Genomic DNA, 23,856 nt, shown 5'->3' on the forward strand with positions numbered 1-23,856 from the left:
CTGTTTCAATGGCTTGATTCGTTTTCTTTAACTGACGTAATTCACTTTCAGAGTCTAAATATGCTTCATTCAGCTGACGGCTACTTGGTTGATTCATGGTTAGTTGAACCCCCATTCTTGATCGGTTTTCTTAATAGCTTCATGAATTTTTTTAAGATTTTTAACGTCAGTATCAACTCCTGTCTGAAACTCTTGAGTTGCTTTTTTCATATCTGACAGACAAGATTTTAACGTTGTCACTGCTTGACTGTTTGAGTATGAAATGGATTTTTTTAATGAAAAGTTCACTTCTTGAGTCGCTTGAACCATTTCTTTTGATAGACTGGAAACGACTGCTTCATTTGTGGCTATTTTTGTCATATGTAGCTCCTTATTTTATTGAATTATTCTAGATAATTAAAATAACAATTTTAATTTAATTCTATTTTATCATAGTTAAGGAGTTATTTTACAATATTAAAAAAAATCGTAAATCCTTAGTAACTAAGGATTTACGATTTAATTTATTCTACTCCCACTCAATAGTGAATAAGTTTTAATTGGATCAATAATACCCGCTTAACAGGATTATAGTCTATTTAAAATCTTATGAAATGAATGAATTTACTTAGATTGTTATCAAAGTGTTATCAAACTATAGTTAGGAGTTTTCCTAATATCGCTCTATGTTACTATATTCATACAAAGAAGAAATATTAAATATTCAAATGTTTAATAATATCATTTATAACTTTTTCAATTTCATCAAAAGAAACTAAATACCATTCTTTAGGATTTTCAATTTTTCCATTAGCTGTTGGTACAGAGATTTGTATTTGCTTATCTTCAAATCTCTGATGAATAACTGTTTCTAACTTTCGACCACTAAAATTCTGAATTTCCCATGTTGCAACTATCTTTACAGGAGCATATAAATAAGTAGCTTCATTTTCAGCATTTGCAATCCGTCTTTCAACGTTTCTACTAGCAAAGCCGATCTTATAAAGATTGTGGTATTTTGATATTTCTGGATTCAAGCTAAGAGATCGGACTACATAAATATATCCAGTAGTGAAATATTCACTAGCTCTTTCTTCAACGGTTGTTCCCTCCATAACATCATCAATTACTTCCGTTACCATTCGACCATGACGAGTTTTGTCAAAGAGATTTGATGCAAATGATCTCAATAAAATCCCTTTGTTTTCAGTTCCGTTTTCATAGATAAGATGAAGCTTTGCGTTACGATGACCGTGTTTATCTTCATAAAAATTACTTACTGTTAGAACGTAAAGCAGGATTCCATTATCAATATAAAATTTTCCCGGTTTAATGTTGTTTTCAGTATCAACAGGAATTATTTTCCGAGTACCATTTGCAATTTCTTTTTGGATAATCTTAAACAGAGGTTCATATCGTTCGAAATGACTAGCTCGTTTTCGGACACTATATTTATCAGCCGCAATAATTGTTCTCTTATATCTTGACAAGTCAAGCATTGAATCAATTTTATCTTTTTTCTCGAAAAATGTGTCATCATTGAGAATATCATCAAGAGATTTGGGACTTTTTTTCGAATTTTCTAAAACCTTATTTTGGCTATCAAGCAAGTTAAGTTCATCACTCTCAGAGAGCTTCTTTATCATTTCTGGCTTGTCACGATAGCCTTTAAGTCTGGAAAATAATTTTCTTTCTGTCATATCATGCGATCTTTCTGGTTCTTTTCCATCATGAATTCTTACCCATTCAACAATCTCTTGAAATTTTTCAAATTCTGGGTCAATTCGCTTAACTTGTTTCTTAGGCATTTCAGCTATTAGTTCGTCAAAAATTGGGTCTAAAAAAATATCATCAAGATTAAGCTTGTCCATCTTGTCTCTCTCTCCTTAGTTGTTCCAAACGTAATAAAGCATAAGCTAATCTTTGCTCGTATTGATCTGAACTAGACTTATCAGGAATTCTACCATTCTCATTTTTAAATTGAACAATTTGAGGATACAACATAACTAGTTCCTTTTCAGAAAAAGTGAATTTTATACCATCCATATAATCTTGGATAAAGCGTAAAGTTGGTGCATCAATTTCCTTTGAAATAACCTCATAAGCACGCTGAAAAGGATTCACTTCATCAATCAAATCAATGGCAATTTCATCAATATTTATAAACTTATTGGCCATTCTAAGAAATTGATTTCCGCTTGTCCCTTCCTCACGTTCAGCAGACTGAATGACAGCTTGTGAAACTAAATGCTGCCGGACCTCCTCAGTCTCGTTATTTGATAAATCAGGATAGGAACTCATTATCACACGCGGTATTAGTTGTTTATTAATAACTTTTGCATCGACACCCGCAGCAATAGCTTGCTGAATTTGACTATCTTGTAAAATAGTTGCTTTCAAATCATTCAAATCGTTTTGAATAATTTTTTTTGACCGATCAGTACTTGGCTCTTTTAAGCCTTTGATAAATATATCTGTTCCTTTTGATTTTTGGTCATCACTATCTTTACGTTTAAAGTTAAAGTTTGGAGCTAATACAGATTCCATCAAAAGACTTGCAGTGATAGCCTTCATGACATTATTAACCGCAAACATGACCTCCCCATCTTGAGCATCTGGTTGAGCAATTAAATTAGTAAATTGTGTATGAGTTTTATTCGAACTATCACGAGTCACACGCCCAATGATTTGTACAACTTCAGTTAATGAATTACGATAGCCAATTGTTAAAGCATATTCTGCGAAAGGCCAGTCAAACCCCTCTTTTGCCATACCTAGCGCAATGATAATATCCAAGTCATCAAGTTCAGACATATTCCGGATATATTCTTGAACTTTTTCACGACCTTCCTCATTGACTAAATCAGCAATTTTTAATACTCGTCCAGATTCTTCAGTTACTAGCCAAACTCCTGTATTTTCATCAAATTTCGCATCACCTAATTCTTCTAGAATACGGTCGACTTCATCGTATTTATCTTTGGTAGATTCACCGGAATTTACATTTGGAATATGAATAATTGTCTTTTTCGTAGTATCTAAAACTTCCGAAAGTGCGTCGGTGTATCGACCTCGATAAAAACTGTAACCCATTGCAAAACTCTTTAAATAGCTATATCCTTCGAGCTGCTCATAATAAGTATAAGTTACCTTATCAAATTTTTGCTCGTCAACACTCTCCAGAATTGGCACTGAATCCCCTCTAAAGTAGGAGCCCGTCATTGCAATAATATGTGCAGAAGAATTTTCCATAATATTACGCATGGTGTTCCCCAGAACAGAGTTATCATCTTGTGATACATGATGAAACTCATCAATGGCAAGTACTACATTATCAAAGTCTGAATCATTCAATTTATCGAATGCCAAACGTAAAGTTGCGTGGGTGCAAACCATAATATTGTCTTCTAAGTTTGTTGAACGAATAAAATTAACAAATTGCGACACTTTACTTTCATTTGTTCCACGATCTGTGAGATTATTTTTTTGACTAATCACCCAATCAGAAAAGAATCCAAATTTTGCTAGTTTTGTGGTTTGAAAAGATTTTCCAATGGAACGTTCAGGAACTGCAATAATTGCTTTTTTTATGCCTTGATTCGTTAACTTATCCAAAGTCACAAACATCAAAGCACGTGATTTCCCTGAGGCTGGGGGAGCTTTAATTAGTAGATATTGTGAAGCTCGCTTTTCATAGACTCGTGCCTGCATTTCACGCATTCCAAATGAATTTGTAGTTTGACTTTTTCCAGTACTATTATAATTAATTTCGAAAATATTTGATGTCATTTTTTCTCCTCATTTATCATTTTTTGATAGAGCCTCAATAATACACTTAATCGTTCTTCATCCGATTTAAAAGGTTCTTGTTTATAGGCTCGTTCTACAATGCCGTCAATTTTTTTATGTGCTTTTCGTAATTTTGTATTCATTGGTTTATTTGCACCACCGTAAAGCTCAGCAAGAGTCCCTCCTTCTTCCTCACGAACATCCAACATCTCTAAAACAGCTTCTTCAATAACATTTTTGCGTTGCGTTGAAAGCTTAGGAATTGGGAAAGTATTGTAAACTATACCCGTTGAATAACGATACCTTGTTTCCAATTTTCCACCAACCGCTCTAAGCCAAGTCATGTGCATACGAGATTCTAAGATACCTAGAAGCCAGATTGGTGCGTCATATAGAACAAATGTTGCATAAGAGGGGATTACTTTCGAGTCAATAATTGCAATAGGTAGGTATTCTCTAGCCTCTGAAGAAACTACAGGGATAATAAATCCTTGCCCTTTTTTATATCGAATCTCACCAAATGCATATGGAGTTTCAGCCTGTTGTTTTGTAACTTCTCTTTTACTACTTAATCTATACATTTTTACTTTTTCAATTCTGCTATTAATAAATGGAATTTTCTGTGCTGTGAATAAATTTTCATCCGAAATCCACAAACAATATTTATATGTTCCATTAATTATGTCATCAGCACTGACATATTTTTTGAAGAAATTTTTTGTTTCCGGAATTTTGGAAACAATGTCTTCATATTCAGATATTGAAAATGTCAAAAAACCATTATCGTAGGCTCCATTTCCTTTTTGCATTTTAGGGAAGCCAGAAAATTGAATTGTACTATTTTCAACAAGAACAATGTCACCATAACTTAAATATGGTGTAATATTTGCCACTTCAATACTCTCGCCTTCTGAAAGCAGATATTTACTGTTGTTTTCTCCTTTTGAAGCTATACCTATAATTGCTACTGTTACACCAGCGTTATTGCTAGCACTATTGCTCCACTTAAAAGAATTATATGCAAAATAAATTTCTATGTTGTAGGAAAGTAGCTTTTTCCATAAAATTGGAACTTGTTCCCCTTGAGTTATAGAGTTTGTTGTTACAAAAGCAAATTTACTTTTTGTATCTTCAATAAATTTAACACCAAGTAGAAACCACGCACTAATATAATCAAGTTTTTTAAATGATTTAACTCCATCAAAAATGATGCTCATTTCTTTTTTATTTTCTTCAGTCTGATTTCTAGATCCTATATAGGGTGGGTTTCCCATAATATAGATTTCATCATTTTTATCATATGCTACAACCTCATTCCAATCTATATGCAAGGCATTACCTTGCACAATATTTCCTGATTCTTGAAGAGGAAGTATTCTGGGTTGATAGTCAGCTAGTGATTCCATCATTTCTACATTCATTTGATGTTCAGCAATATAAAGAGACAGTCTTGCTACTTCATGCGCAAAATCGTCAAGCTCAATACCTGAGAATTGGTTTAGCCTTATCTTAGATCGTTTAAGTAAGTCCCCTTGATAGACATTCTTTTCATTTAAAACTTCATTAATTTCACGAATTTTAACAAGGATTTGAATTTCAAGTCTGCGAAGCTCTTTGTAGGTAATAATCAAGAAGTTACCCGAACCACAAGCAGGATCTAAGAACTTTATTTTACTCATTTGATCAAGCAAACCATATAGTTGGTTGATGATATCTCGTTGTTTTTCGCGTCGTTGTTTTTCACTAATATCGCGTTCTTTGTAATCACCTGCACGGTATGAAAGCCTTTTGTACTCTGCCTGAAGACTGTCCAAAAATAAAGGATTAATAACTTTCATAATATTAGATACACTTGTGTAATGCATACCTGATACTTGACGTTCTTCTTTATTTGCAACAGTTTGAATCATGGCTCCTAAAATATCAGGATTAATTTCATTCCAATTTAACAATTCTCCTGCTTCGATGAGTAGTTTTCGAGTAAAAGCACTAAAATTTAAATCATGGTGTGTTTCTCTAAAAAGGTTACCATTAATGTATGGAAATTCTTTTAACCATTCAGGCGTGTCATGTCTTTGATTTTCTGGAATATCTAAAATTAAAAATAATTTTTTTATGACTGAATTTAAATTGCTTCCATCGCTTTTTGTTCTTGTTTTAAGAATATTAGTAAAAGAACCTTTAGTGATAATTTCTGTATCTTCAGAGAAGTACAAAAAAAGTGAACGAATTAGAAAAAGATTAAAGGATTTTCCATCAGCTTCTTCTTTTGCAAGTTCAGGGTTAATCTTTACCAACTCATCATAGAGTTTTGTGAAACGCTCAGCAGCTTTAATATCTGCTGGATTTTCTTTTTGAAAATCTGCTTTCTCGATCCCGTTCCATGCAAGAAAAAACTCGATGGATGTGGGTAAATCTTTAAAATTAATAGCAAGAGAATCATTCGTCTTTGTATCTTTTGCATAAAGCATTTTAAAATCAGTTGTGATAAGATAACGAGGTTTTTTATTTTGCAATACAATTTCCTTATCAATTTCATCAATAGCACATAACGGATCATTTTCAACTTTTCGATAACGAACTTTATTACGTATAAAAAAATCACCTTCACTGGATTTTGCACGTGTGATACTTAATTTAGGGATATCAAAAAGTCCTAAAAATTCTTCAATAAAAGTCTCTTTATTCAAATTTTCAATTATTTTTTTTGTAATATTTTCAACTTCAATGATAGATAACAAATTTTTATTTAACATTTGGCATGCAGTCCTTTAATTATTTAGTTTTAAAATTATTATAACAAAATTTGTAACAGGGTTATCGTATCAATAGGAGAAGAGATACTACCCATTTAAATATATTGACTTATTATAGATTACTATAAACATATTAAAAACCACGATATGATTCATATATGATTCATAAATGAGATATACATCTTTGCTTCTTATACTTGATCTAGATAGATACAGGGAGATATCTAAACAATTACAATATACTATTCTGTTGTCCATCTGGATCATTTAGCTACCTAATTGAGATAAATTATTTAATTTTTATCTTCAGGAATATTTAAGCTTTCTTTTAAAATTTTAGTCCATGCTCTCTTGATTTCTTCATCAGTCATATTGAATCTTTCTTGACCAATCAATAAAATTTGAGAAATATTTTTCACTAACTCTCCTACTAACTCATTAGATTTATCAGATGACATTTTCTTTATATCTTCAATATTTAGATCCAATAAATTAACATCTATATTTCCGAGTAAATAATCTATAGTAGTGTTTAATTCAGTTGCAAGTTCAACAACTTTATCCAGTTCAGGTTCTCTCTTTCCATTTTCCCAGTTAGTATAAGTTACTCGATTAACACCTACTTTATCAGCTAATACTTGCTGAGTTAACTTTTTTTTTGTTCTCTGTTCCTTTAGACGCTCTGAAAGTTTTGACATGATAAACTCCTTTCAATTTTGTATCAATTTGAAACAAAAAACTCTTGACAATGTATCGATTTGATACTATTATTAATTGTATCAATGTGATACATTTATTATATCATGCTGGATGGATAATTAAAATAAGAAATAATATGGAGGTGAAAAAATGTATGAAGCAGAACAAATTGTTTCTATGATTGAGGAATTGAACAGTGTGTCCACTTTTCACCGATGGCGGAAGTTAGCAGAGGAATGTTGTGACATTTCTTTTCAGAAGAAAACAAAGCAAGTTGGTACAACGAGTTATACAAAATATTATTTGTTCTCTGATTCTGATATTGAAAATTTTAGAAAAGTCGCTATTCTTAGGAATAAAGGGCATCCAATCCGAGAGGCTGTTATTAAAACATTTGAAGTGGTAGCTGTTCCTGATCCATTACCTGAACAAAATAAACAGCTCATTGACAATTTAATACAAGCAGTAGCTGTCATGAATATTGAGGTGCAGAAATTATTGAAGCTATCAATGAATTATGAGCGTCAATCACACCTTTCTACTCAGAAAGTCTATCAATTAGAACAACAGATACAAGAACTCGAAGCAGGTAAGATGGATAAACCGTTCCAACGCAAAAAAGCCTGACAGATTTCCTTTTCAACCAAGGGCGAGCATCAGGCATAGCCCGACGGATTGAAAATAGGAAAAATGGCAGGAGGGAGCGAAGCGGACACACAGTGTTGTCTAATAGCACTGTGTCAACCACCTTTTAAGTGTGATAAATCCTTACTAACAGAGTGTTTTCCGTCATTAAATGCCTGCACGTTTTTTTAAATTGGAGGTGATAAAATCGAAAAGTAGAGAGTATATCACCGCAAAAATTGATTGGCTTCAAATTGTATTCAACTGCTCTATTGAGGAAGTAGTAGAAGCAGTTTTGCGTATTGACCTATCTTGTTTCTTGGTTGAGAATGGGCGAGTTAAACACAAATCTTATGATATTTGCTACACGTACGGATCAATCAAGATTTTCACAGAGGAAACACCTAAAACTGGAAATGTTGAATGCTATTTAGTTCTTAGCGGTGATGGCTGTACAATTTATGAACGCTTGCTACAAGCATTAGATATGAGATGGGCAGATTTTTTTCAACGTTTATTTCGTTTTTATGATGGTCTTTTCCAAGTAAAGCGATTAGATATAGCTTTAGATGATAGAAATGAAAAGCCCTACTTTACAGTAAAGCAACTTATTACAAAATGTGAAAAGAAAATGTTCTATTCCAAAAACCGAAAGCATGATATCTATGAAAGTAGCTTTATAGGAACAATGAAAAGCCGTACTTTATATATAGGCAAACGAAAATCAGACTTAATGTTTCGTATCTATGATAAAGATATGGAAACTGCGAAACAGAAAAAAAAGGCAGTCGAAGAAATTGGTTCTTGGAAACGTTTAGAATTAGAGCTTAAGCGTGATATGGCACATGTTATGGCTCAAATGATTGCTTATGAAGGAACGTCATTGGAAGAGTTGGTACGAGGAATTGTAAAAGAAGAACTCACTTTTTATACAGATGATACTTGTAAAAATATTTGGCGCCCTTGGGAAAGGTATTTAGGAAATATGGCTCCCATCCATATTCCAAGAACTTATGAAGTTACTGGTTTATTGAACACAGAACAATGGTTAATTTTTGGTGGTGGAATGGCAGGTATCAAAGCTTTCCAATTTTTGGCACAAAATAATGCTTTAGGACACTTACAAAATTTGGGCGAAGTAGTAAGTGAAGTAGAATTTAGCCGACCTCTAGCAAAAAAAATGGCTGACCATTTAACAGATATTGGAAGAACTGACTTAATAGAGGAAGTTTATGAAATGACAAAAAAAGAGAACTTAGAAAAGAAATCCAATGAGACTCCCTTGCTAAGCTCCACTTAAAACTCGACACTTTAAGTATAGCATAGCGTGGGTAATCAATGGAAGTAAAACTGGAGGGATTTTATTGATTACCGTTACAAAAGATGATTTGATTAATCTGGGTTTTGGAACAAGCCAGTCACAGACTATTATCCGATTAGCTAAGTACTACATGGTTCAGGAAGGCTTTGATTATTACAATAGTCGAAGATTAGGACGGGTACCTGTTCATGCAGTAGAAAGCATTTTAGGGGTAGCTTTATATACACAAAAGGATGTGAACTTGCATGGCAAATGTGTATAAGGATAAGAAAAAAGGCACCTACTATTATGTAGCCAGCTTAGGTTTTGATGATGTCACAGGAAAGAGAATTCAAAAATTAAAACGTGGCTTTAGGACACGAAAAGAAGCGATACAAGCATACAATGAAATAATGAATGATTATGGTAAGCTTGCTTTTAAAACCAATAGTAGCATGAGTTACAAGGAATATTTTGAATCCATCTTTCTACCATGGTACAAAGGACGAGTTAAGGAACGAACCTATAACAATCGGTTATCTTCAATGAAACTTCACTTTCAGCCGTTCTATAGGAAAAAAGTTTCAGCGATTACACCAATTTCAATTCAAAAATGGCAAAATGATTTAACTGGTAAAGTTAGTAATGCTTATATCCGGAATATCTATGGTTTATTTTCTATGAGCCTAGAGCGAGCATATAAATTAGGTATGATTTCTAATAACCCAGCTAAAACAGTAGGAAATGTAAAAAAGGTTAGGAAAAATGTAGAGTTTTGGACAAAGGAAGAATTTGAACAAATCTTATCTACCCTTGACCTCACAGAATATTATGAACATTTCTCATTTATTGTTCTATGGCTCTTTTTTATGACAGGTATGCGATTTGGTGAAGGACAAGCCTTACAATGGGAAACAGATATAGATTTTGAAAAACAAACATTGAGAATAGATAAATCTATGTTTTATCAAAATGCAACAGAATTTTTCATAACTGAACCTAAAACTCCTGCAAGTAAGCGAGTAATTGCGTTAGATGAAACAACAATCAATTATTTAAAAGAGTGGCAGAACGTTCAGCAAGAAATGACTGGTGAATCTATTTATATACTGTCTTATAATGGTTTACCAACGAATAAGCACACAATCCGCCATATTATCCAGAGACACTCAAAATTAGCGGAGGTTCACCCTATTAGGATTCATGGATTAAGACATTCCCATGCGTCCCTGCTTATCTCAATGGGTGAAAATCCTTTAATTATCAAAGATCGTTTGGGTCATGAAGATATTAAAACAACCTTAGGGACATATGGACATCTATATCCTAACATGAACCGAGAAGTTGCAACAAAACTTACCCATGTTTTGCAATGGGAGCAAAACGAAACAGTTAAAGAAAAGAAAAAAGCCTTTCAAGGCAATCAATATATCAAGAAAGAAGGAATTTAAAATGGCAGAATGGAAAATGAGAGATTTTGATTTAGTAGGACAATTAGGAACAGAATTATTATTGGTAGAAGTTTCACCAAAGCCAAAATATCAAAAAAATGAAGTTACAGGTAGAAATGAGCGAACAGGAGAAATTGATGGCTATATCTATGAAGTTCTAATGAAAGATAAAAAGTATAAGAGTATCAGAGTTTCGGTTCAAAGCGAATCCCCTATTATCACACAAGCTGAATTAGATAGACTTGGGGAAACTTTGGTAACTTTTGAGGGAGTGAGCTGTAACCCATATGTATCAAATAATTTTATTGCACTTTCATTCAAAGCAGAGAAAATAAATCTTAAGAAGAAACAACCCGCATAATAAGCAGCTAGAGGCATACCAAAATGGAATGCCTCTTTTTGAGTTTCTGCCTAAACAAAAACAACTCTACTTGGTTTTTCATAAAGAAATGGTCTTTATTTCTTTATGAAAAATCGAGTTTACCAAACGATAGTGCGGTAGCTTCCCAAACGACTAAAGTAGTTTAAACAAAAATAATCAATAATGAACTGTTATCAAAGTGTTATCACAACAAAGGAAAAGCCTTGAAAATCCCATCAAAACAGGATTTCCAAGGCCTCTTTTCTTACTCCCACTCCACAGTTGCAGGTGGTTTACTCGTAATATCATACACAATACGATTTACATGACTTACTTCATTTACAATACGAACAGAGATTTTTTGCAAAACATCCCAAGGGATACGTGCAAAGTCAGCTGTCATTCCATCGATTGAAGTTACCGCACGGATTCCAACAGTGTAGTCATACGTACGGCCATCTCCCATAACACCAACACTACGGATGCCAGGTAGAACGGTGAAATATTGCCAGATGTCGCGGTCAAGACCTGCATTAGCAATCTCATCGCGTAAAATCATATCACTTTCGCGAACGATTTCTAATTTTTCTTCAGTAATTTCGCCAAGAACTCGAATTCCTAGACCTGGGCCAGGGAATGGTTGACGCCATACTAAACTTTCAGGCATGCCCAACTCGATTCCTAATTCACGAACTTCATCTTTAAATAGAGTATTTAAAGGTTCGATTAATTTAAATTGCATATCTTCTGGAAGTCCACCAACGTTGTGGTGTGATTTGATTGTTTGGGCAGTATCGGTTCCACTTTCAACTACATCTGTATAAAGTGTTCCTTGTGCCAAGAAATCAATTCCGTCTAATTTAGTTGCTTCATCATCAAAAACATAAACAAATTCATTTCCAATAATTTTACGTTTTTGTTCTGGATCGCTTACGCCAGCAAGTTTTTCCATAAAGCGTTCTTTTGCATCAACGCGAATAATGTTCAAACCAAATTTACCTTCAAGGCTTCCCATTACTTGATCGCCTTCATTTTTACGTAACAAACCGTGGTCAACAAAGATACATGTTAATTGATCCCCGATTGCTTTTTGTAAAAGAACACCAACAACACTTGAATCTACTCCGCCTGATAAACCAAGTAGAACTTTTTTGTCGCCAACTGTTTCGCGAATTTTTGCAATTTCAAGCTCGATAAAGTTTGAAATACTCCAATCTCCTGCACACCCACAAATATCAAATGTAAAATGTTTTAAGATTTCGTTTCCGTTAACGGAGTGGCGTACTTCTGGATGGAATTGAACTGCATGGAAGTTGCGTTTGCTGTCATACATTGAAGCAATTGGACAATGAGCACTTGTTGCTGAAATAGTAAAGCCTTCTGGGACTTTAGTTACTAAATCACCATGACTCATCCAAACCGTTTCTTCTTTTGCTAATCCTTTAAATAATGGAGCAGTGGCGTCTTCAATCACGATTTCAGCTTTTCCGTATTCACGGTTATTGGCCGCTTCAACTTTTCCACCTAATACATCCGTCATCAATTGCATTCCGTAACAAATTCCTAAAATTGGAATTCCTAAGTCAAAGATAGCTGGGTCAATTTTAAATGCACCCTCATCATAAACACTGTTTGGTCCTCCTGAGAAGATAATCCCTTTAACGTTCATCGTTTTGATTTCTTCCGCAGTGATTTTATGAGAAAGTAATTCAGAATAGACACCGAATTCACGGATGCGTCTAGTAATTAATTGGTTGTATTGACTTCCAAAGTCAAGCACAATAATTTTTTCAATCGTTGTCATATCAGTAGCTTTGGCCACTTGCGCTCACCCCATCTTATTTTTTTGACTTGTCAAACAAGTCTTGGTTATTCGTATATTGTAGCGATTCTTTTGCCTTTGGTCAACATTTCTCACGCTTTTTGAAGCAATTTCTAATATTTTCTTAAATACAGTTGGTCGATTTTGTGATTGGTGGTTTTATGAATAATCAAATCGGCTCGATTTCGCGTGGGCATAATGTATTCTTCTAGATTCGTTAAATTCACTCGTTTCCAGACGTCTCGTGCCATTGTAAAGGCTTCTTCCTGATTTCCTATGGCATAGGAGTAATAGTAGTTTGTCGGGTCTTTAAAGGCTGTTTTAAGCAACAAGCCAAACCGTTCTAAATACCACTGTTCAATTAAATCTGGCTCTGCATCCACAAAAATGGAAAAATCAAAAAAGTCGCTGACGTAAATTTGTTGATTTTGAGGCAATTGTAACACGTTGATGCCTTCTACAATCAAAATATCGGGTTGGTCAATGTATTCAAATTCCTCTGGAATAATGTCGTAGATCTCATGTGAATAAAGTGGTGCCCCAACATGAGGAACGCCATTTTTCACGTCTCCTAAAAAGTTAATCAAGCGATTCATATCATAACTTTCAGGAAATCCCTTTTTATCCATAATGCCACGTTTTTCTAGCTCATGATTAGGGTATAAAAAGCCATCCGTGGTAATCAATTCAACACGCTTGGTTTTATAAACACGCGATAAAATCATCTGTAAGAGACGTGCTGTCGTGCTCTTTCCTACTGCTACGCTTCCTGCAATGCCAATAATAAACGGCTTTTTCTCTACATTTTTCTTTAAGAAACGCAATTTATTTTCTTGTAGATCTTCATATTGCTTTAAATAAATATCAACTAAATGGGCGATAGGGATATACACTTCTTCAACATCCGTCAAAGATATCCGATCATTTAATCCTTTTAGCTGTTCTAATTCTATTTTCGTCAAAGGAGCGACACTATTTTGATAAAATTCTTGCCATTCATCCCGCTCAATTATATGATATGTCGCTGATTCCTTCATAACAATTGGATCCTCCTAGGGTTAACTTCTTGATTATTGTACCAAAAAAGCAGTCATTTATATAGTTTTCCCACAAGTTTTTTTGATTTCTTTTATTTCTTAAGTTTCACCTTGAGTTCCTGTTAAGTTTTTCTTAGTTTCACGAAGAATTTCTAAAATTTAAGTCATTCAATTTACTATTTGCCATTTATTCGATAAAATAGACTGGTTCACTAGATTTCTCTTAAGCATTAAAATTTCCTTAAATATTGAGATATAATAGTAAAATCAGTTATTCTATGTTAAAATTTTTGGCGGTATGCTTTTTAATACGTTTTGCCTGTTTCTACTATATTAATGTAGAAAATAAGATTGATTATATAGGATAGGAGTTCTTGCAATGAATCAAGAGCCAAAAAAGGGATTCGGGACAGCTAATGGAAAAATTATCTTAATGGGAGAACACGCTGTCGTTTACGGAGAGCCAGCGATTGCAATTCCTTTTCCAGCAGTTTCCATCCAAACAACAATTGAACAAAAAATTGGACCTGCAACTCTTGACTGCACCTTTTATCGTGGCTTATTACAAGAGGCTCCATTACGACTCAACAGTTTATTAACAGCCATTTCTGAAACACTTGCCGTTTTAAAGAAATCTGCTGTTGATTTTTCAATTACAATTACAAGTATGGTTCCACCGGAACGTGGCATGGGGTCAAGTGCTGCCGTTGCCGTTGCGACAATCAGAGCTTTGTATGATTATTTCAATCAGCCTCTTGAAAGAGAACAATTGATGCATTTAATTGATGTTGCTGAAACGATTGCTCATGGCAATCCCAGTGGCTTAGATGCTGCCATGACGAGCGGGACAACCCCTCTTTATTATGTGAAAAACCAAGCTTTTGAAGCCTTTGATTTAAATCTTAATGGCTGCTTGATTGTTGCAGATACTGGCATTACGGGACAAACAAAAAAAGCGATTCAACTAATTGAAGAGCAATTTATCACCCATCAAGCAGCTACTCAACAAAAAATCACCCAACTAGGAACTCTTTCAAAACAAGCAAAACTAGCATTAAGCAGCAATGACAAAGAAACGCTTGGCGAAAGTATGAACCAAGCGCATCATTTCCTTCAACAGTTAGGTGTTAGCAATTCAACCTTAGATTTACTGGTGGATACGGCAATTGAAAGTGGCGCACTTGGTGCAAAATTAACCGGTGGTGGTTTAGGCGGTTGCATGATTGCCTTAGCAGAAACACAAACGGATGCTGACTGGATTGCACTAAAATTAAAGCAAAACGGTGCTAAAAATACGTGGATTTATCAGATGGGAGCAAATCAAATTGAAAAATAGTGGTCGCGCGATCGCACATACCAATATTGCCTTAATTAAATATTGGGGAAAAAAAGACGATGCTCTAATTTTACCAATGAATAGCAGTCTTTCTTTAACGTTAGATGCCTTTTACACAGATACAAAAGTTACCTTTGATTCAACACTTAAAAACGATCAATTTTACTTAAACGAACAGCTTCAAGATGAACTGGCAACTCAAAAAGTCAGCCGTTTTTTAGATTTAGTTCGTGAAAAAGCAGCCATTTCAACGTCTGCAATCATCCATAGTACCAACCATGTTCCAACAGCAGCTGGTTTAGCTTCATCTGCTTCAGGTTTAGCCGCTTTAGCTGGCGCTAGCAGTCAAGCTTGTGGTTTAAACTTAACGCCAACTGAACTTTCTCGCTTAGCTAGAAGGGGTTCTGGTTCTGCTTCACGAAGTATTTTTGGCGGCTTTGTTGAATGGCAAATGGGAAATAGTGATGAAACGTCCTATGCGGTTCCCGTTGATGATGCCAATTGGGATCTTGCTATGCTAATCGTTGTCGTCAACAAACATGAAAAAGCCGTATCTAGCCGTGTGGGTATGAAACGCACGGTTGAGACATCCCCTTTTTATCCAGGCTGGCTTGAAACAACGCCACTTGATTTAGCAGAAATGAAACAAGCCATTCAAGACCATGATTTCCAAAAAGTCGGCGAAATTACAGAACGAAATGGTTTGAAAATGCACGGCACCATGCTTGGCGCTAACCCTCCCTTTTCTTATTGGGAATCAGATAGCATCAAAGCCATGCAACTCGTTCGTGAGCTACGTCATGCAGGACTTCAGTGTTATTTTACAATGGATGCTGGTCCAAATGTAAAAGTGCTATGTAAAAAATCTGAGCTATCATTAGTCAAAGCTCGTTTTAGTCAATTATTTAAAGAAGAACAATTAATTTCAGCAGGCGTTGGTCCTGGTATTCGTTTACTCTAAATCTAGATTTTATTTAATTTGAAGGGAAGTTTAATTTTATGATTGAAGCTTCAGCCCCCGGCAAGTTGTATATTGCTGGAGAATACGCCGTCGTAGAAGCAGGACATCCTGCAATTATTGTCGCCGTTGACCAATTTATTACGGTTCGTTTAACTCACGCAGAAAACTATGGAAGCATTCGCTCTTTTCAATATGGCGAACTTCCTATTCTTTGGACAAGACAAAATGGCGAACTCGTATTAGACAAACGTGAGAATCCTTTTCATTATATTTTAGAAGCGATGAATTTAACTGAACGCTTTGCAAAGGAGCAAGGCAAAGAGTTATCTTTTTATGAGCTGACTGTCACAAGTGAATTAGACAATTCAAATGGGAAGAAATACGGTTTAGGTTCAAGTGGTGCCGTAACCGTGGCAACTGTTAAAGCACTTTCGAAATATTATGAATTGAACTTATCAAAAGAACAAATATTTAAAATCGCTGCTTTAGCGCATTTATTTGTACAAGGGAACGGTTCTTGTGGGGATATTGCCGCAAGCGTCTACGGCGGTTGGATTGCCTTTAAAACCTTTGATCGCGATTGGGTCTTAACAAAAGAAAAAGAATTAAGTCTAAGCGAACTTTTAAAATTAGACTGGCCCTCTTTATCCATTTTGCCTTTAACGCCTCCACGTGACTTGCGTCTCATCATTGGCTGGACAGGTTCACCTGCGTCAACTTCAAATCTTGTTGATAAGGTGAATGATCAACGTAAACTTGATGTTACTGCCTACGAAACCTTTTTAAAAAACAGCACAAACTGCGTGAATGCTATTATCGAAGCATTTCAAAATGGCGATATCGAAACCATTCAAAAACAAATTCGGGTAAATCGTCAATTACTGCTTTCAATGAGTGCCAAAACGAACGTCATAATTGAAACACCCGCCTTGAAAAAACTTTGTGATCTAGCAGAAACCTTTAATGGCGCTGCAAAATCATCTGGTGCAGGTGGAGGAGATTGCGGAATTGTCGTTTTCCAACAAAAAGAAGGCTTGCTTCCATTAGTGACAGCTTGGGAAGAAGTAGGAATCACGACGCTCCCTCTCCATGTTTTTACAGAAAAAAATGGCACCTCAAAAAAATAAATTCAGCTAGGAGGAATGTACAGTGTCCCAATTAAATCGTAAAAATGAACATGTTGAAATTGCTGAAAAATTTTTCAACAAACCAAAACAATCAGACTATGATGCACTAGCCTTTGTCCATCACTCTTTTCCTGAAATGGCTGTTAATGATGTGGATATTCGTACTTCCTTTTTAGATTTTCATCTGTCCTCTCCTTTTTATATCAATGCAATGACTGGTGGAAGTGAAAAAACAGAAAAAATCAATGCTCAGCTTGCGCAAGTAGCGGCAGCTACTGGTGTTGCGATTGCTTCTGGTTCACAAAGCGCTGCTTTAAAAGACCCTAGCGTCACTAATTCCTTCAAGGTGTTGCGCCAATACAATCCAACTGGTCTTATTTTTGCAAATCTTGGTGCAGATCATTCAGTTGAAAATGCACTTCGCGCCATTGACATGCTTCAAGCAAATGCGATTCAATTACACGTAAATGCCCCTCAAGAGCTGATTATGCCTGAAGGCGATCGTGATTTTCATCATTGGCTAACCTCAATCGAAACCGTCGTGAAACAAGTGGATGTGCCTGTGATTGTCAAAGAAGTTGGCTTTGGAATGAGCCGCAATACCCTTTCGTTGTTAAATGAAATTGGGGTAGAAACAGTTGATTTAAGTGGACGAGGCGGTACTAATTTTGCTGCCATTGAAAATGTTCGTCGTGCTTCTCATTCTCTTGATTTCTTAGAGAATTGGGGACAATCAACGATTGTTTCTTTATTGGAAGCTCAACCTTTCTTAACGAAAATGAATCTCCTTGCTTCTGGTGGCGTACGAAATTCCTTCGACATTATTAAATCCCTTTCTTTAGGTGCCAAAGCAGTCGGTGCATCAGGCTTCTTCCTACATTCTATTTTAAACGATGGCGTTGATTCAACCATTCAAACAATTGAAAACTGGCAAGAAGAACTAAAACTCATGATGACGCTCCTTGGTAAAAAGACCCTTCCTGAATTGCAAGAAACCGATCTTATTATTAGTGGATCTGTTCGTGATTGGTGCCTAGCTAGAGAAATTGATTACCAGCAGTTTGCGAAGCGATCTTAAAAAAGCACTTTCAAATATACCTATATCTCAAAATAAAGATAGATAACTCTATCAAATAAAAAAGTAAAACCTATAAAAACAGGTTTTACTTTTTTATTTTCACCAAACACGATAGTTTTGAGAAAATCTATGTTCTAGTGTAATCCAGTTTGAACGACTAGTTGTTCCTAGATAAGTATATCCATTTGGTGCATATCCATTACGAACACTAATAGAACCGTATTCGTAACGATGAAGATTAGGAGCCCAATTCCCCGTAGCTCTCGTTTGATACTGATGAAAATACCTTACAACCGAACCTATGTGGGCTCTAGATTGAATACTACTTTGAGTATTCTCAATTCCATTTGCACTAACTACTATACTAAAAAAATTAAATCCTATAAATGTGGCTAACGCACCAACAAAAATAATCTTTTTATTCATAACCAATCCCCTTTTTTATTTATTTTTATAACTTAAATAATAATAACGTAAAACAAATTAGAAAAACACCCTTTTTTTAATTTTATTTTAATGTTATTATAATTTAACACACTTGCAATTCAACATATAAAGGAGGAGGGTATTTTGAAAGAAGGAACCATCATTACGAACTTATCTGTGGACATAAAAAAAGAAAATTTAATAAAAGGCCTCTCAATAGAACTAAATAAAGGAACAATTACTTGTATTGTTGCTCCAAACGGGACTGGAAAAACAACTTTATTTAAAGCTTTAGCTAATCTATTACCTATAAAGACTGGAAATATAACTATTAATTCAGAGTCTTTCACAAATAAGAAACAATTTAATAAGAATTTTTTTTTTTTAGAAAATTCCCAACAATTAGTTCAAAATTTAACTGCACATGAAAATATGCGATTTATTTCAAAATTATGGGAACATGACTGTGACATTAATAAAATTATTGATTTTGTAGGAATTAGAACGTATAAAGACAAAAAAATAAAATGTTTATCTTTAGGTATGAAACAAAAAGTTTTGGTAGCAGTTGCTATTGCAAGCGGGGCTAATTTTATTATATTTGATGAACCTTTGAATGGGCTGGATATCGAAAACATTGAAAACATAGCAACTATTTTTTTATCATTAAAAAAGGAAGGAAAAACGCTATTATTGTCTTCTCATAATATTTTTGAAACAAGTAAAATATGCGATACTATCTATTTTTTAGTTAACGGTTCTGTAAAGGAAGCTTCTTTAGATTACAAAACCTTAAAAGAACAATATAATAGCATTTTCACTATTAGGAGGGACTAAATGTTAAAATTTGAATTATTAAAAATTTATAGAGAAAAAACGATTTATATTCTATCCGCACTGCTTGCTTTAGTCATTTTCACTCCATTTCTTTTAGGTCATTCTCAATTTGATTATATACAATACTACGAAAGTAACTTCAAAGAAAATAATAAAACTATCGAAAATATTAAAAATGACCCTACCGCTACAGAGACTGTAAGCGATTTAAAAGAAGTGAATGGTTATCTAGGAGAGCTGATTGCATCGATAAAAAATGAAAATAGTAAAAAAATGTTAGATAGTGAATTAAAGTATGAGCATAAAAATTTAGAAGATATGGAAGCTGGAAAATTAAACGCGGGTTCTTTAATAGATCAGAAAACTAAAGTTGCGGTACTCCACTATTTGACTACTCACGGTATTGAAAAAATAAGTGAGAATTCCAAAGATTTGGGAAGTGTCAATTATCTGAGTCTACTAATATCAATGCCACAATTTGTTTTAGTCCTTTTAATTTTAATAAGTTTTCACATTGCCTACATTTTTAACCTTGATTATAGAAAAAATAACTTTATTATTTACAATAATTCTCCTAAAACCTATCTAAAACTCTTTTTTGTTAAATTTTTTGCTAATATACTAGCCATTCTATTAAATATTATTGGTGTATTTGTTCTCGTACTTTCGATAGTAGGGATAAAAAATGGCTTAGGTAATACCAGATATCCTATTGCTACCATCCAAAATAACAGTGAAGTAAGTATTATTTCTACTAGTAATTTTGTATTTAAAGTCCTTTTCTTTCTTTTTTTATTTTGTATTTTCCTCGGACTAATAGGTTTATTTTTATCCATTTTATCTAGCAATTTACTCCTAAATATCTCCGTACTCATACTTCCTCTAGTATTGGGACAATATGACTTATTAAATACCTTTATAAATCATAATCTAAAGCCTTTTATTATTTTGAGTTACATTGATATCTCTCACATAATAGTTGGAGGAAGTGGATTTCAACCAATTACTAATCCTACTATTACTTTTAATAATGGTCTTCTATTATTGCTTTTTAGTATAAGCATTTGTTTAATACTCCTATTGATTATTCTAATTAAATTTCCTAAAAGGCTTATTTATAATAAATTTCCAAAATAACGTTCTAGACGATTAAGTAGTTTCCAGGCAAATCTATAAAAAAAGAACCTCCTATAAGAGGTTCGCTACATACATCATTTATCAACTGAATTATCTTTTTTTAGTTGTTCTCAATCGTTTTTTCAAGAACAACCAAATCCAAACACCGAATACCATTTTCGTAAATGGGTTCTGCATAGTTGCTAAAAAAATTTGATTTAATTGCTACCATCCGAAATCCACATTTTTGATAAAATGCTAAATTGTCTAAGCTAGAGTTCCCTGTCCCTACTTCCATTTTTTGATAGCGTTCACGGTAATAAGCTATCGCTAACATTAATGCCTGTCCACCAAAACCTTTCTTTTGCCATTCAGGTAAAAGACCAAAGTTAATCAATTCAATTGTTGTTTGATCAACTGGAATAAATAACATCACACCTATCGTAAACTGATCCATTAACACTAACAATAGCTCTCCCTTATCAAGGTACTTTTCAACTTCAGTAACCCCCTCATCTCCAATCAACAACAGGTCAAAATAAGGGTCTCGCTTCTTTTTTTCAATTGATTGAAAGTGTATCATCCATCTCTTCCTTTCTTTTTATCCTCGCATTTTCTATCATTTCCCTTTATAGTAAAGAGAGTATAAACAATGATTAGGAGTGTGATACAGTTGACTAACTTTAAAGCTTTACTGGCAAAAAATGAATCGGAGACCATCCAAACAGCAATTGAAGAACTTACTTTAAGTGATTTACCTACAGGAGAATGCCTTATTAAAGTCCATTATTCTAGCGTAAACTACAAAGACGCCTTAGCTACAAAAAAAGGCGGTGGGGTCGTTCGAAACTACCCGATGATACCTGGAATCGATTTAAGCGGTGAAATTGTTTCTTCTACAGATGCCAATTTTAACATTGGAGACAACGTATTGGTCACTGGCTATCAGCTAGGAACTGCTCATTTTGGTGGATTTAGCGAGTATGCCTGCGTCCCTAGTAAATGGATTGTTCCATTACCAACTGGCTTAACGTTAAAAGAAGCGATGATTATTGGAACAGCCGGCTTTACGGCTGCGTTATCCATTCACGCGCTGGAGCAAAATCCATTGGCAGTAACGGATTCAATTCTTGTGACTGGCGCTACAGGAGGCGTTGGAAGTATGGCTATTGCGATGCTAAACAAACTAGGCTATCAACAAATCACTGCTGCCTCTCGAAAAGCTACTGCTTCGACAGACTATTTACACAACATTGGAGCAACAACCGTTACAACACCTGCTGAACTTCAATTGGAAAAAATCAAACCGTTAGAAAAACAAATTTGGCAAGGAATCATCGATCCTGTTGGTGGTCACGGACTTACCCAATGGTTAGCCCAATTAAGCTACGGTGGGACACTCGCTTTAAGCGGTAATACTGGAGGCCTTCACTTTGATTCAACCGTTCTTCCATTTATTCTAAGAGGGATTCACTTAACAGGAATTGATTCCGTAAGTTGTCCTATGGCGTTAAGAAAAAGCCTTTGGAATCGCCTTGCAACTACTATGAAACCCGACCATTTAGAAATGATGATCGACAATGAAATTACCTTGAGCGAATTGCCTACTGCCTTTAACAAGATTTTATCCGGTGAAATGACTGGTCGTACTTTAGTAAGAATCCATTAAGCTAAAGAGTCTCGCCTAACGTTTTCGTTAGACGAGGCTTTTTTTTATTTGATGGTTTCGTTCGATATAAATCGTCCCAAAAAAGCGAGGACGATTGTTTTCAAAAACCAGATAGCTGTCATCATTGATGCCGTAGCCAATTGGTACCTTGGCTTTTTTTAGTCCTGCTCGTAACATTCGGTGTTCCCGCCATTTTGAATAATGTGCACTAATGACGCAATCCGTTACTAGTCCCAATCCTTTTTTCACACGGATTCCAAACAGATTATCCTTATAGGAAACCAACATTGTTTCTGGCATAATCAAGCTTCCCGCTGAAAATCCTACTAAAGGAACCCCTGAGTAATAGGCTTCAATTAACACTTTTTTTACTTCGCCTTTGCTGTAAATCCGGTGATATTTCAAGGTATTCCCAGAGCCAATCAAAATCAACTCTGCTGACTGGATAGCTTTTATGAGAATCTCTTTTTCCACATCATCTCCACAAATCGTTTCAAAATGAGTAAAGCCGGCTTCATAAAATAGCTGACGGCATTGTTCTTGATATTTTACCGCTCCACCTACTCGAAGCGTTAAATATAAAATTCGCGCCCCTGAGGATAAACCTTCTGTCGCATAATCAATGATTTCCTTACTTGGTGGCGGTGTTCCACCACCTAAAATAATTTTTTTCACTTTTTTATCCACCATTGATGCGCCTACTCTCTACTTTTTATTCAACATCATCCATTGATCTAAATCTTGAAATCCTAATCGTTTATAGATTTTCCCGGCTACTGGATTATGATAAAACAAACAAGCCGATTTTCCTTGCTCATGGCAATGGTTAACCAACTCTGACACCACCGCTGAGGCAAAACCATAACCACGCTCTTCAGGTAACGTCCCTACGCCAATAATCATTCCAGAAGTCTGGCTTTCAACCGAGACCTCTCCACCCGCTACAACTTTGCCAGCTTGATTTTTAACAATTTTAATCACTGCTTTACCTGAATTGATTTTATCCGCTACTTCTTCTTTCGCAACGTCCCAACTATCAAAGCACGTGGCTAACAGTTGACAATAATCGGAAATACTTTCAACTTCTAAATCCTCCACTCTTGTCGTATCCACTTTTTCCGCTAACTTCTGACATTCAGCAAAATAAGTACTTGTGGCAATCAATGATGGAAAAGCCTCTTGATAGTCCTTTAAAATCGCTTGTTTTCCTGATAAATAAGTAAAATCAAGGGTTCGAATCAAGGAAATAAATTCCTCGATTCCAGAAAAATCAATACTGTGGGTAGGGATGAGATTCTTTTTATACCGTAATAGAACGCCTTCAATTTCCAACGCCTCATTTTCATAACACCAAACATCTTGACTCGACGAATCAAAGCCATACATCTCAATGTCCCCTATTGTAAACAAGTTTAACTCTGGTTCTTTTTCTAAATAGTCTAATAACCGCTTTTTATCTTTTTCTGTGCATTTTCTAAGCAAAAAAGC

At 34.8% G+C, this 23,856-nt stretch carries 23 protein-coding genes; 12 read left to right on the forward strand and 11 right to left on the reverse strand.

Annotation, left to right across the window (positions count from 1 at the left end; all coding sequences use genetic code 11):
* Positions 1-99: 99 nt before the first annotated feature.
* The 5 genes from CDIMF43_RS12850 to CDIMF43_RS12870 all read right to left on the reverse strand — a co-directional run bounded on the left by CDIMF43_RS12850 (position 100) and on the right by CDIMF43_RS12870 (position 7,222).
* Complete coding sequence (locus tag CDIMF43_RS12850; RefSeq protein ID WP_074401575.1) at positions 100-360, reverse strand: DUF3130 family protein; 261 nt, start codon at positions 358-360, stop codon at positions 100-102.
* Between the two features lie 335 nt (positions 361-695).
* Positions 696-1,850: a GIY-YIG nuclease family protein gene (locus tag CDIMF43_RS12855; protein WP_109842234.1), complete on the reverse strand. Its 1,155-nt coding sequence runs from the start codon at positions 1,848-1,850 to the stop codon at positions 696-698.
* Positions 1,837-3,768, reverse strand: coding sequence for a DEAD/DEAH box helicase (locus tag CDIMF43_RS12860; protein WP_109842235.1), 1,932 nt, complete (start codon positions 3,766-3,768; stop codon positions 1,837-1,839). The genes CDIMF43_RS12855 and CDIMF43_RS12860 overlap by 14 nt, the downstream gene beginning before the upstream one ends.
* Positions 3,765-6,524: a class I SAM-dependent DNA methyltransferase gene (locus CDIMF43_RS12865; protein ID WP_109842236.1), complete on the reverse strand. Its 2,760-nt coding sequence runs from the start codon at positions 6,522-6,524 to the stop codon at positions 3,765-3,767. Before CDIMF43_RS12865 ends, CDIMF43_RS12860 begins: the two co-directional genes overlap by 4 nt.
* Positions 6,525-6,817: 293 nt before the next feature.
* A complete protein-coding gene (locus CDIMF43_RS12870) occupies positions 6,818-7,222 on the reverse strand; it encodes a helix-turn-helix domain-containing protein (protein WP_109842237.1) in 405 nt (134 codons plus the stop codon).
* A 151-nt stretch (positions 7,223-7,373) separates the two neighbouring features.
* Between CDIMF43_RS12870 and CDIMF43_RS12875 the strand changes: the two genes are divergently transcribed.
* The 5 genes from CDIMF43_RS12875 (at position 7,374) to CDIMF43_RS12895 (ending at position 10,959) form a co-directional block, all read left to right on the forward strand.
* On the forward strand, positions 7,374-7,850 hold the full coding sequence (locus CDIMF43_RS12875) for a hypothetical protein (protein ID WP_109842238.1): 477 nt from the start codon (positions 7,374-7,376) through the stop codon (positions 7,848-7,850).
* 169 nt (positions 7,851-8,019) lie between these two features.
* Entirely contained in the window at positions 8,020-9,147 is a 1,128-nt protein-coding gene (locus CDIMF43_RS12880) for a replication initiation factor domain-containing protein (protein WP_109842239.1), read from the forward strand.
* Between the two features lie 64 nt (positions 9,148-9,211).
* A complete protein-coding gene (locus CDIMF43_RS12885) occupies positions 9,212-9,430 on the forward strand; it encodes a DUF3173 domain-containing protein (protein WP_109842240.1) in 219 nt (72 codons plus the stop codon).
* Positions 9,414-10,598, forward strand: a complete 1,185-nt coding sequence (locus CDIMF43_RS12890; RefSeq protein WP_109842241.1) for a site-specific integrase — start codon at positions 9,414-9,416, stop codon at positions 10,596-10,598. The genes CDIMF43_RS12885 and CDIMF43_RS12890 overlap by 17 nt, the downstream gene beginning before the upstream one ends.
* 1 nt (position 10,599) lies before the next feature.
* Complete coding sequence (locus tag CDIMF43_RS12895) at positions 10,600-10,959, forward strand: hypothetical protein (RefSeq protein ID WP_109842242.1); 360 nt, start codon at positions 10,600-10,602, stop codon at positions 10,957-10,959.
* A gap of 265 nt (positions 10,960-11,224) precedes the next feature.
* On the opposite strand, the gene guaA is transcribed toward CDIMF43_RS12895, so the two are convergent.
* Both guaA and coaA read right to left on the reverse strand, forming a co-directional pair.
* A complete protein-coding gene (guaA, locus tag CDIMF43_RS12900) occupies positions 11,225-12,763 on the reverse strand; it encodes a glutamine-hydrolyzing GMP synthase (RefSeq protein ID WP_074401818.1) in 1,539 nt (512 codons plus the stop codon).
* Between the two features lie 131 nt (positions 12,764-12,894).
* Entirely contained in the window at positions 12,895-13,818 is a 924-nt protein-coding gene (coaA, locus tag CDIMF43_RS12905; RefSeq protein ID WP_034568285.1) for a type I pantothenate kinase, read from the reverse strand.
* A 379-nt stretch (positions 13,819-14,197) separates the two neighbouring features.
* On the opposite strand from coaA, the gene mvk reads away from it, so the two are divergent.
* From mvk to fni, 4 genes are read left to right on the forward strand one after another with little or no spacing between them, the layout of a single operon-like run.
* Positions 14,198-15,154, forward strand: coding sequence for a mevalonate kinase (gene mvk, locus CDIMF43_RS12910; protein ID WP_074401574.1), 957 nt, complete (start codon positions 14,198-14,200; stop codon positions 15,152-15,154).
* Positions 15,144-16,115: a diphosphomevalonate decarboxylase gene (gene mvaD, locus CDIMF43_RS12915; RefSeq protein WP_109842243.1), complete on the forward strand. Its 972-nt coding sequence runs from the start codon at positions 15,144-15,146 to the stop codon at positions 16,113-16,115. Before mvk ends, mvaD begins: the two co-directional genes overlap by 11 nt.
* A gap of 38 nt (positions 16,116-16,153) precedes the next feature.
* Positions 16,154-17,242 (forward strand): phosphomevalonate kinase, encoded by a 1,089-nt coding sequence (locus CDIMF43_RS12920; protein WP_109842244.1) that lies wholly within the window; start codon positions 16,154-16,156, stop codon positions 17,240-17,242.
* 22 nt (positions 17,243-17,264) lie between these two features.
* Positions 17,265-18,320 (forward strand): type 2 isopentenyl-diphosphate Delta-isomerase, encoded by a 1,056-nt coding sequence (gene fni / locus CDIMF43_RS12925; RefSeq protein ID WP_109842245.1) that lies wholly within the window; start codon positions 17,265-17,267, stop codon positions 18,318-18,320.
* A gap of 99 nt (positions 18,321-18,419) precedes the next feature.
* On the opposite strand, the gene CDIMF43_RS12930 is transcribed toward fni, so the two are convergent.
* Positions 18,420-18,746, reverse strand: a complete 327-nt coding sequence (locus tag CDIMF43_RS12930; protein ID WP_109842246.1) for a hypothetical protein — start codon at positions 18,744-18,746, stop codon at positions 18,420-18,422.
* Positions 18,747-18,890: 144 nt separating this feature from the next.
* On the opposite strand from CDIMF43_RS12930, the gene CDIMF43_RS12935 reads away from it, so the two are divergent.
* Together CDIMF43_RS12935 and CDIMF43_RS12940 are read left to right on the forward strand one after the other, a co-directional pair.
* Positions 18,891-19,583: an ATP-binding cassette domain-containing protein gene (locus CDIMF43_RS12935; RefSeq protein WP_109842247.1), complete on the forward strand. Its 693-nt coding sequence runs from the start codon at positions 18,891-18,893 to the stop codon at positions 19,581-19,583.
* Positions 19,584-20,720 carry a hypothetical protein gene (locus CDIMF43_RS12940; RefSeq protein WP_109842248.1) on the forward strand — a complete coding sequence of 379 codons (1,137 nt, stop codon included), beginning with the start codon at positions 19,584-19,586 and terminating at the stop codon, positions 20,718-20,720.
* 100 nt (positions 20,721-20,820) lie between these two features.
* Here the strand turns inward: CDIMF43_RS12940 and CDIMF43_RS12945 are convergent, their stop codons facing one another.
* Positions 20,821-21,282 carry a GNAT family N-acetyltransferase gene (locus CDIMF43_RS12945; protein ID WP_109842249.1) on the reverse strand — a complete coding sequence of 154 codons (462 nt, stop codon included), beginning with the start codon at positions 21,280-21,282 and terminating at the stop codon, positions 20,821-20,823.
* A gap of 81 nt (positions 21,283-21,363) precedes the next feature.
* Between CDIMF43_RS12945 and CDIMF43_RS12950 the strand changes: the two genes are divergently transcribed.
* Positions 21,364-22,368 carry an oxidoreductase gene (locus CDIMF43_RS12950; protein WP_414734764.1) on the forward strand — a complete coding sequence of 335 codons (1,005 nt, stop codon included), beginning with the start codon at positions 21,364-21,366 and terminating at the stop codon, positions 22,366-22,368.
* A gap of 27 nt (positions 22,369-22,395) precedes the next feature.
* Here CDIMF43_RS12950 and CDIMF43_RS12955 read toward each other — a convergent pair whose 3' ends face one another.
* Together CDIMF43_RS12955 and CDIMF43_RS12960 are read right to left on the reverse strand one after the other, a co-directional pair.
* Positions 22,396-23,043 carry a Type 1 glutamine amidotransferase-like domain-containing protein gene (locus CDIMF43_RS12955; protein ID WP_162532955.1) on the reverse strand — a complete coding sequence of 216 codons (648 nt, stop codon included), beginning with the start codon at positions 23,041-23,043 and terminating at the stop codon, positions 22,396-22,398.
* A gap of 30 nt (positions 23,044-23,073) precedes the next feature.
* Complete coding sequence (locus CDIMF43_RS12960) at positions 23,074-23,850, reverse strand: GNAT family N-acetyltransferase (RefSeq protein ID WP_109842251.1); 777 nt, start codon at positions 23,848-23,850, stop codon at positions 23,074-23,076.
* Positions 23,851-23,856 lie beyond the last annotated feature (6 nt).

Source organism: Carnobacterium divergens (genome assembly GCF_900258435.1).
GTDB classification, from domain to species: Bacteria; Bacillota; Bacilli; order Lactobacillales; family Carnobacteriaceae; genus Carnobacterium; species Carnobacterium divergens_A.

Bases quoted from the DNA above. Each gene is read 5' to 3' on its own strand.
- CDIMF43_RS12850 (WP_074401575.1), bottom strand. From the start codon at position 360: ATGACAAAAATAGCCACAAATGAAGCAGTCGTTTCCAGTCTATCAAAA.
- CDIMF43_RS12855 (WP_109842234.1), bottom strand. From the start codon at position 1,850: ATGGACAAGCTTAATCTTGATGATATTTTTTTAGACCCAATTTTTGAC.
- CDIMF43_RS12860 (WP_109842235.1), bottom strand. From the start codon at position 3,768: ATGACATCAAATATTTTCGAAATTAATTATAATAGTACTGGAAAAAGT.
- CDIMF43_RS12865 (WP_109842236.1), bottom strand. From the start codon at position 6,524: ATGTTAAATAAAAATTTGTTATCTATCATTGAAGTTGAAAATATTACA.
- CDIMF43_RS12870 (WP_109842237.1), bottom strand. From the start codon at position 7,222: ATGTCAAAACTTTCAGAGCGTCTAAAGGAACAGAGAACAAAAAAAAAG.
- CDIMF43_RS12875 (WP_109842238.1), top strand. From the start codon at position 7,374: ATGTATGAAGCAGAACAAATTGTTTCTATGATTGAGGAATTGAACAGT.
- CDIMF43_RS12880 (WP_109842239.1), top strand. From the start codon at position 8,020: ATGCCTGCACGTTTTTTTAAATTGGAGGTGATAAAATCGAAAAGTAGA.
- CDIMF43_RS12890 (WP_109842241.1), top strand. From the start codon at position 9,414: ATGGCAAATGTGTATAAGGATAAGAAAAAAGGCACCTACTATTATGTA.
- CDIMF43_RS12895 (WP_109842242.1), top strand. From the start codon at position 10,600: ATGGCAGAATGGAAAATGAGAGATTTTGATTTAGTAGGACAATTAGGA.
- guaA (WP_074401818.1), bottom strand. From the start codon at position 12,763: ATGACAACGATTGAAAAAATTATTGTGCTTGACTTTGGAAGTCAATAC.
- coaA (WP_034568285.1), bottom strand. From the start codon at position 13,818: ATGAAGGAATCAGCGACATATCATATAATTGAGCGGGATGAATGGCAA.
- mvk (WP_074401574.1), top strand. From the start codon at position 14,198: ATGAATCAAGAGCCAAAAAAGGGATTCGGGACAGCTAATGGAAAAATT.
- CDIMF43_RS12920 (WP_109842244.1), top strand. From the start codon at position 16,154: ATGATTGAAGCTTCAGCCCCCGGCAAGTTGTATATTGCTGGAGAATAC.
- CDIMF43_RS12930 (WP_109842246.1), bottom strand. From the start codon at position 18,746: ATGAATAAAAAGATTATTTTTGTTGGTGCGTTAGCCACATTTATAGGA.
- CDIMF43_RS12940 (WP_109842248.1), top strand. From the start codon at position 19,584: ATGTTAAAATTTGAATTATTAAAAATTTATAGAGAAAAAACGATTTAT.
- CDIMF43_RS12945 (WP_109842249.1), bottom strand. From the start codon at position 21,282: ATGATACACTTTCAATCAATTGAAAAAAAGAAGCGAGACCCTTATTTT.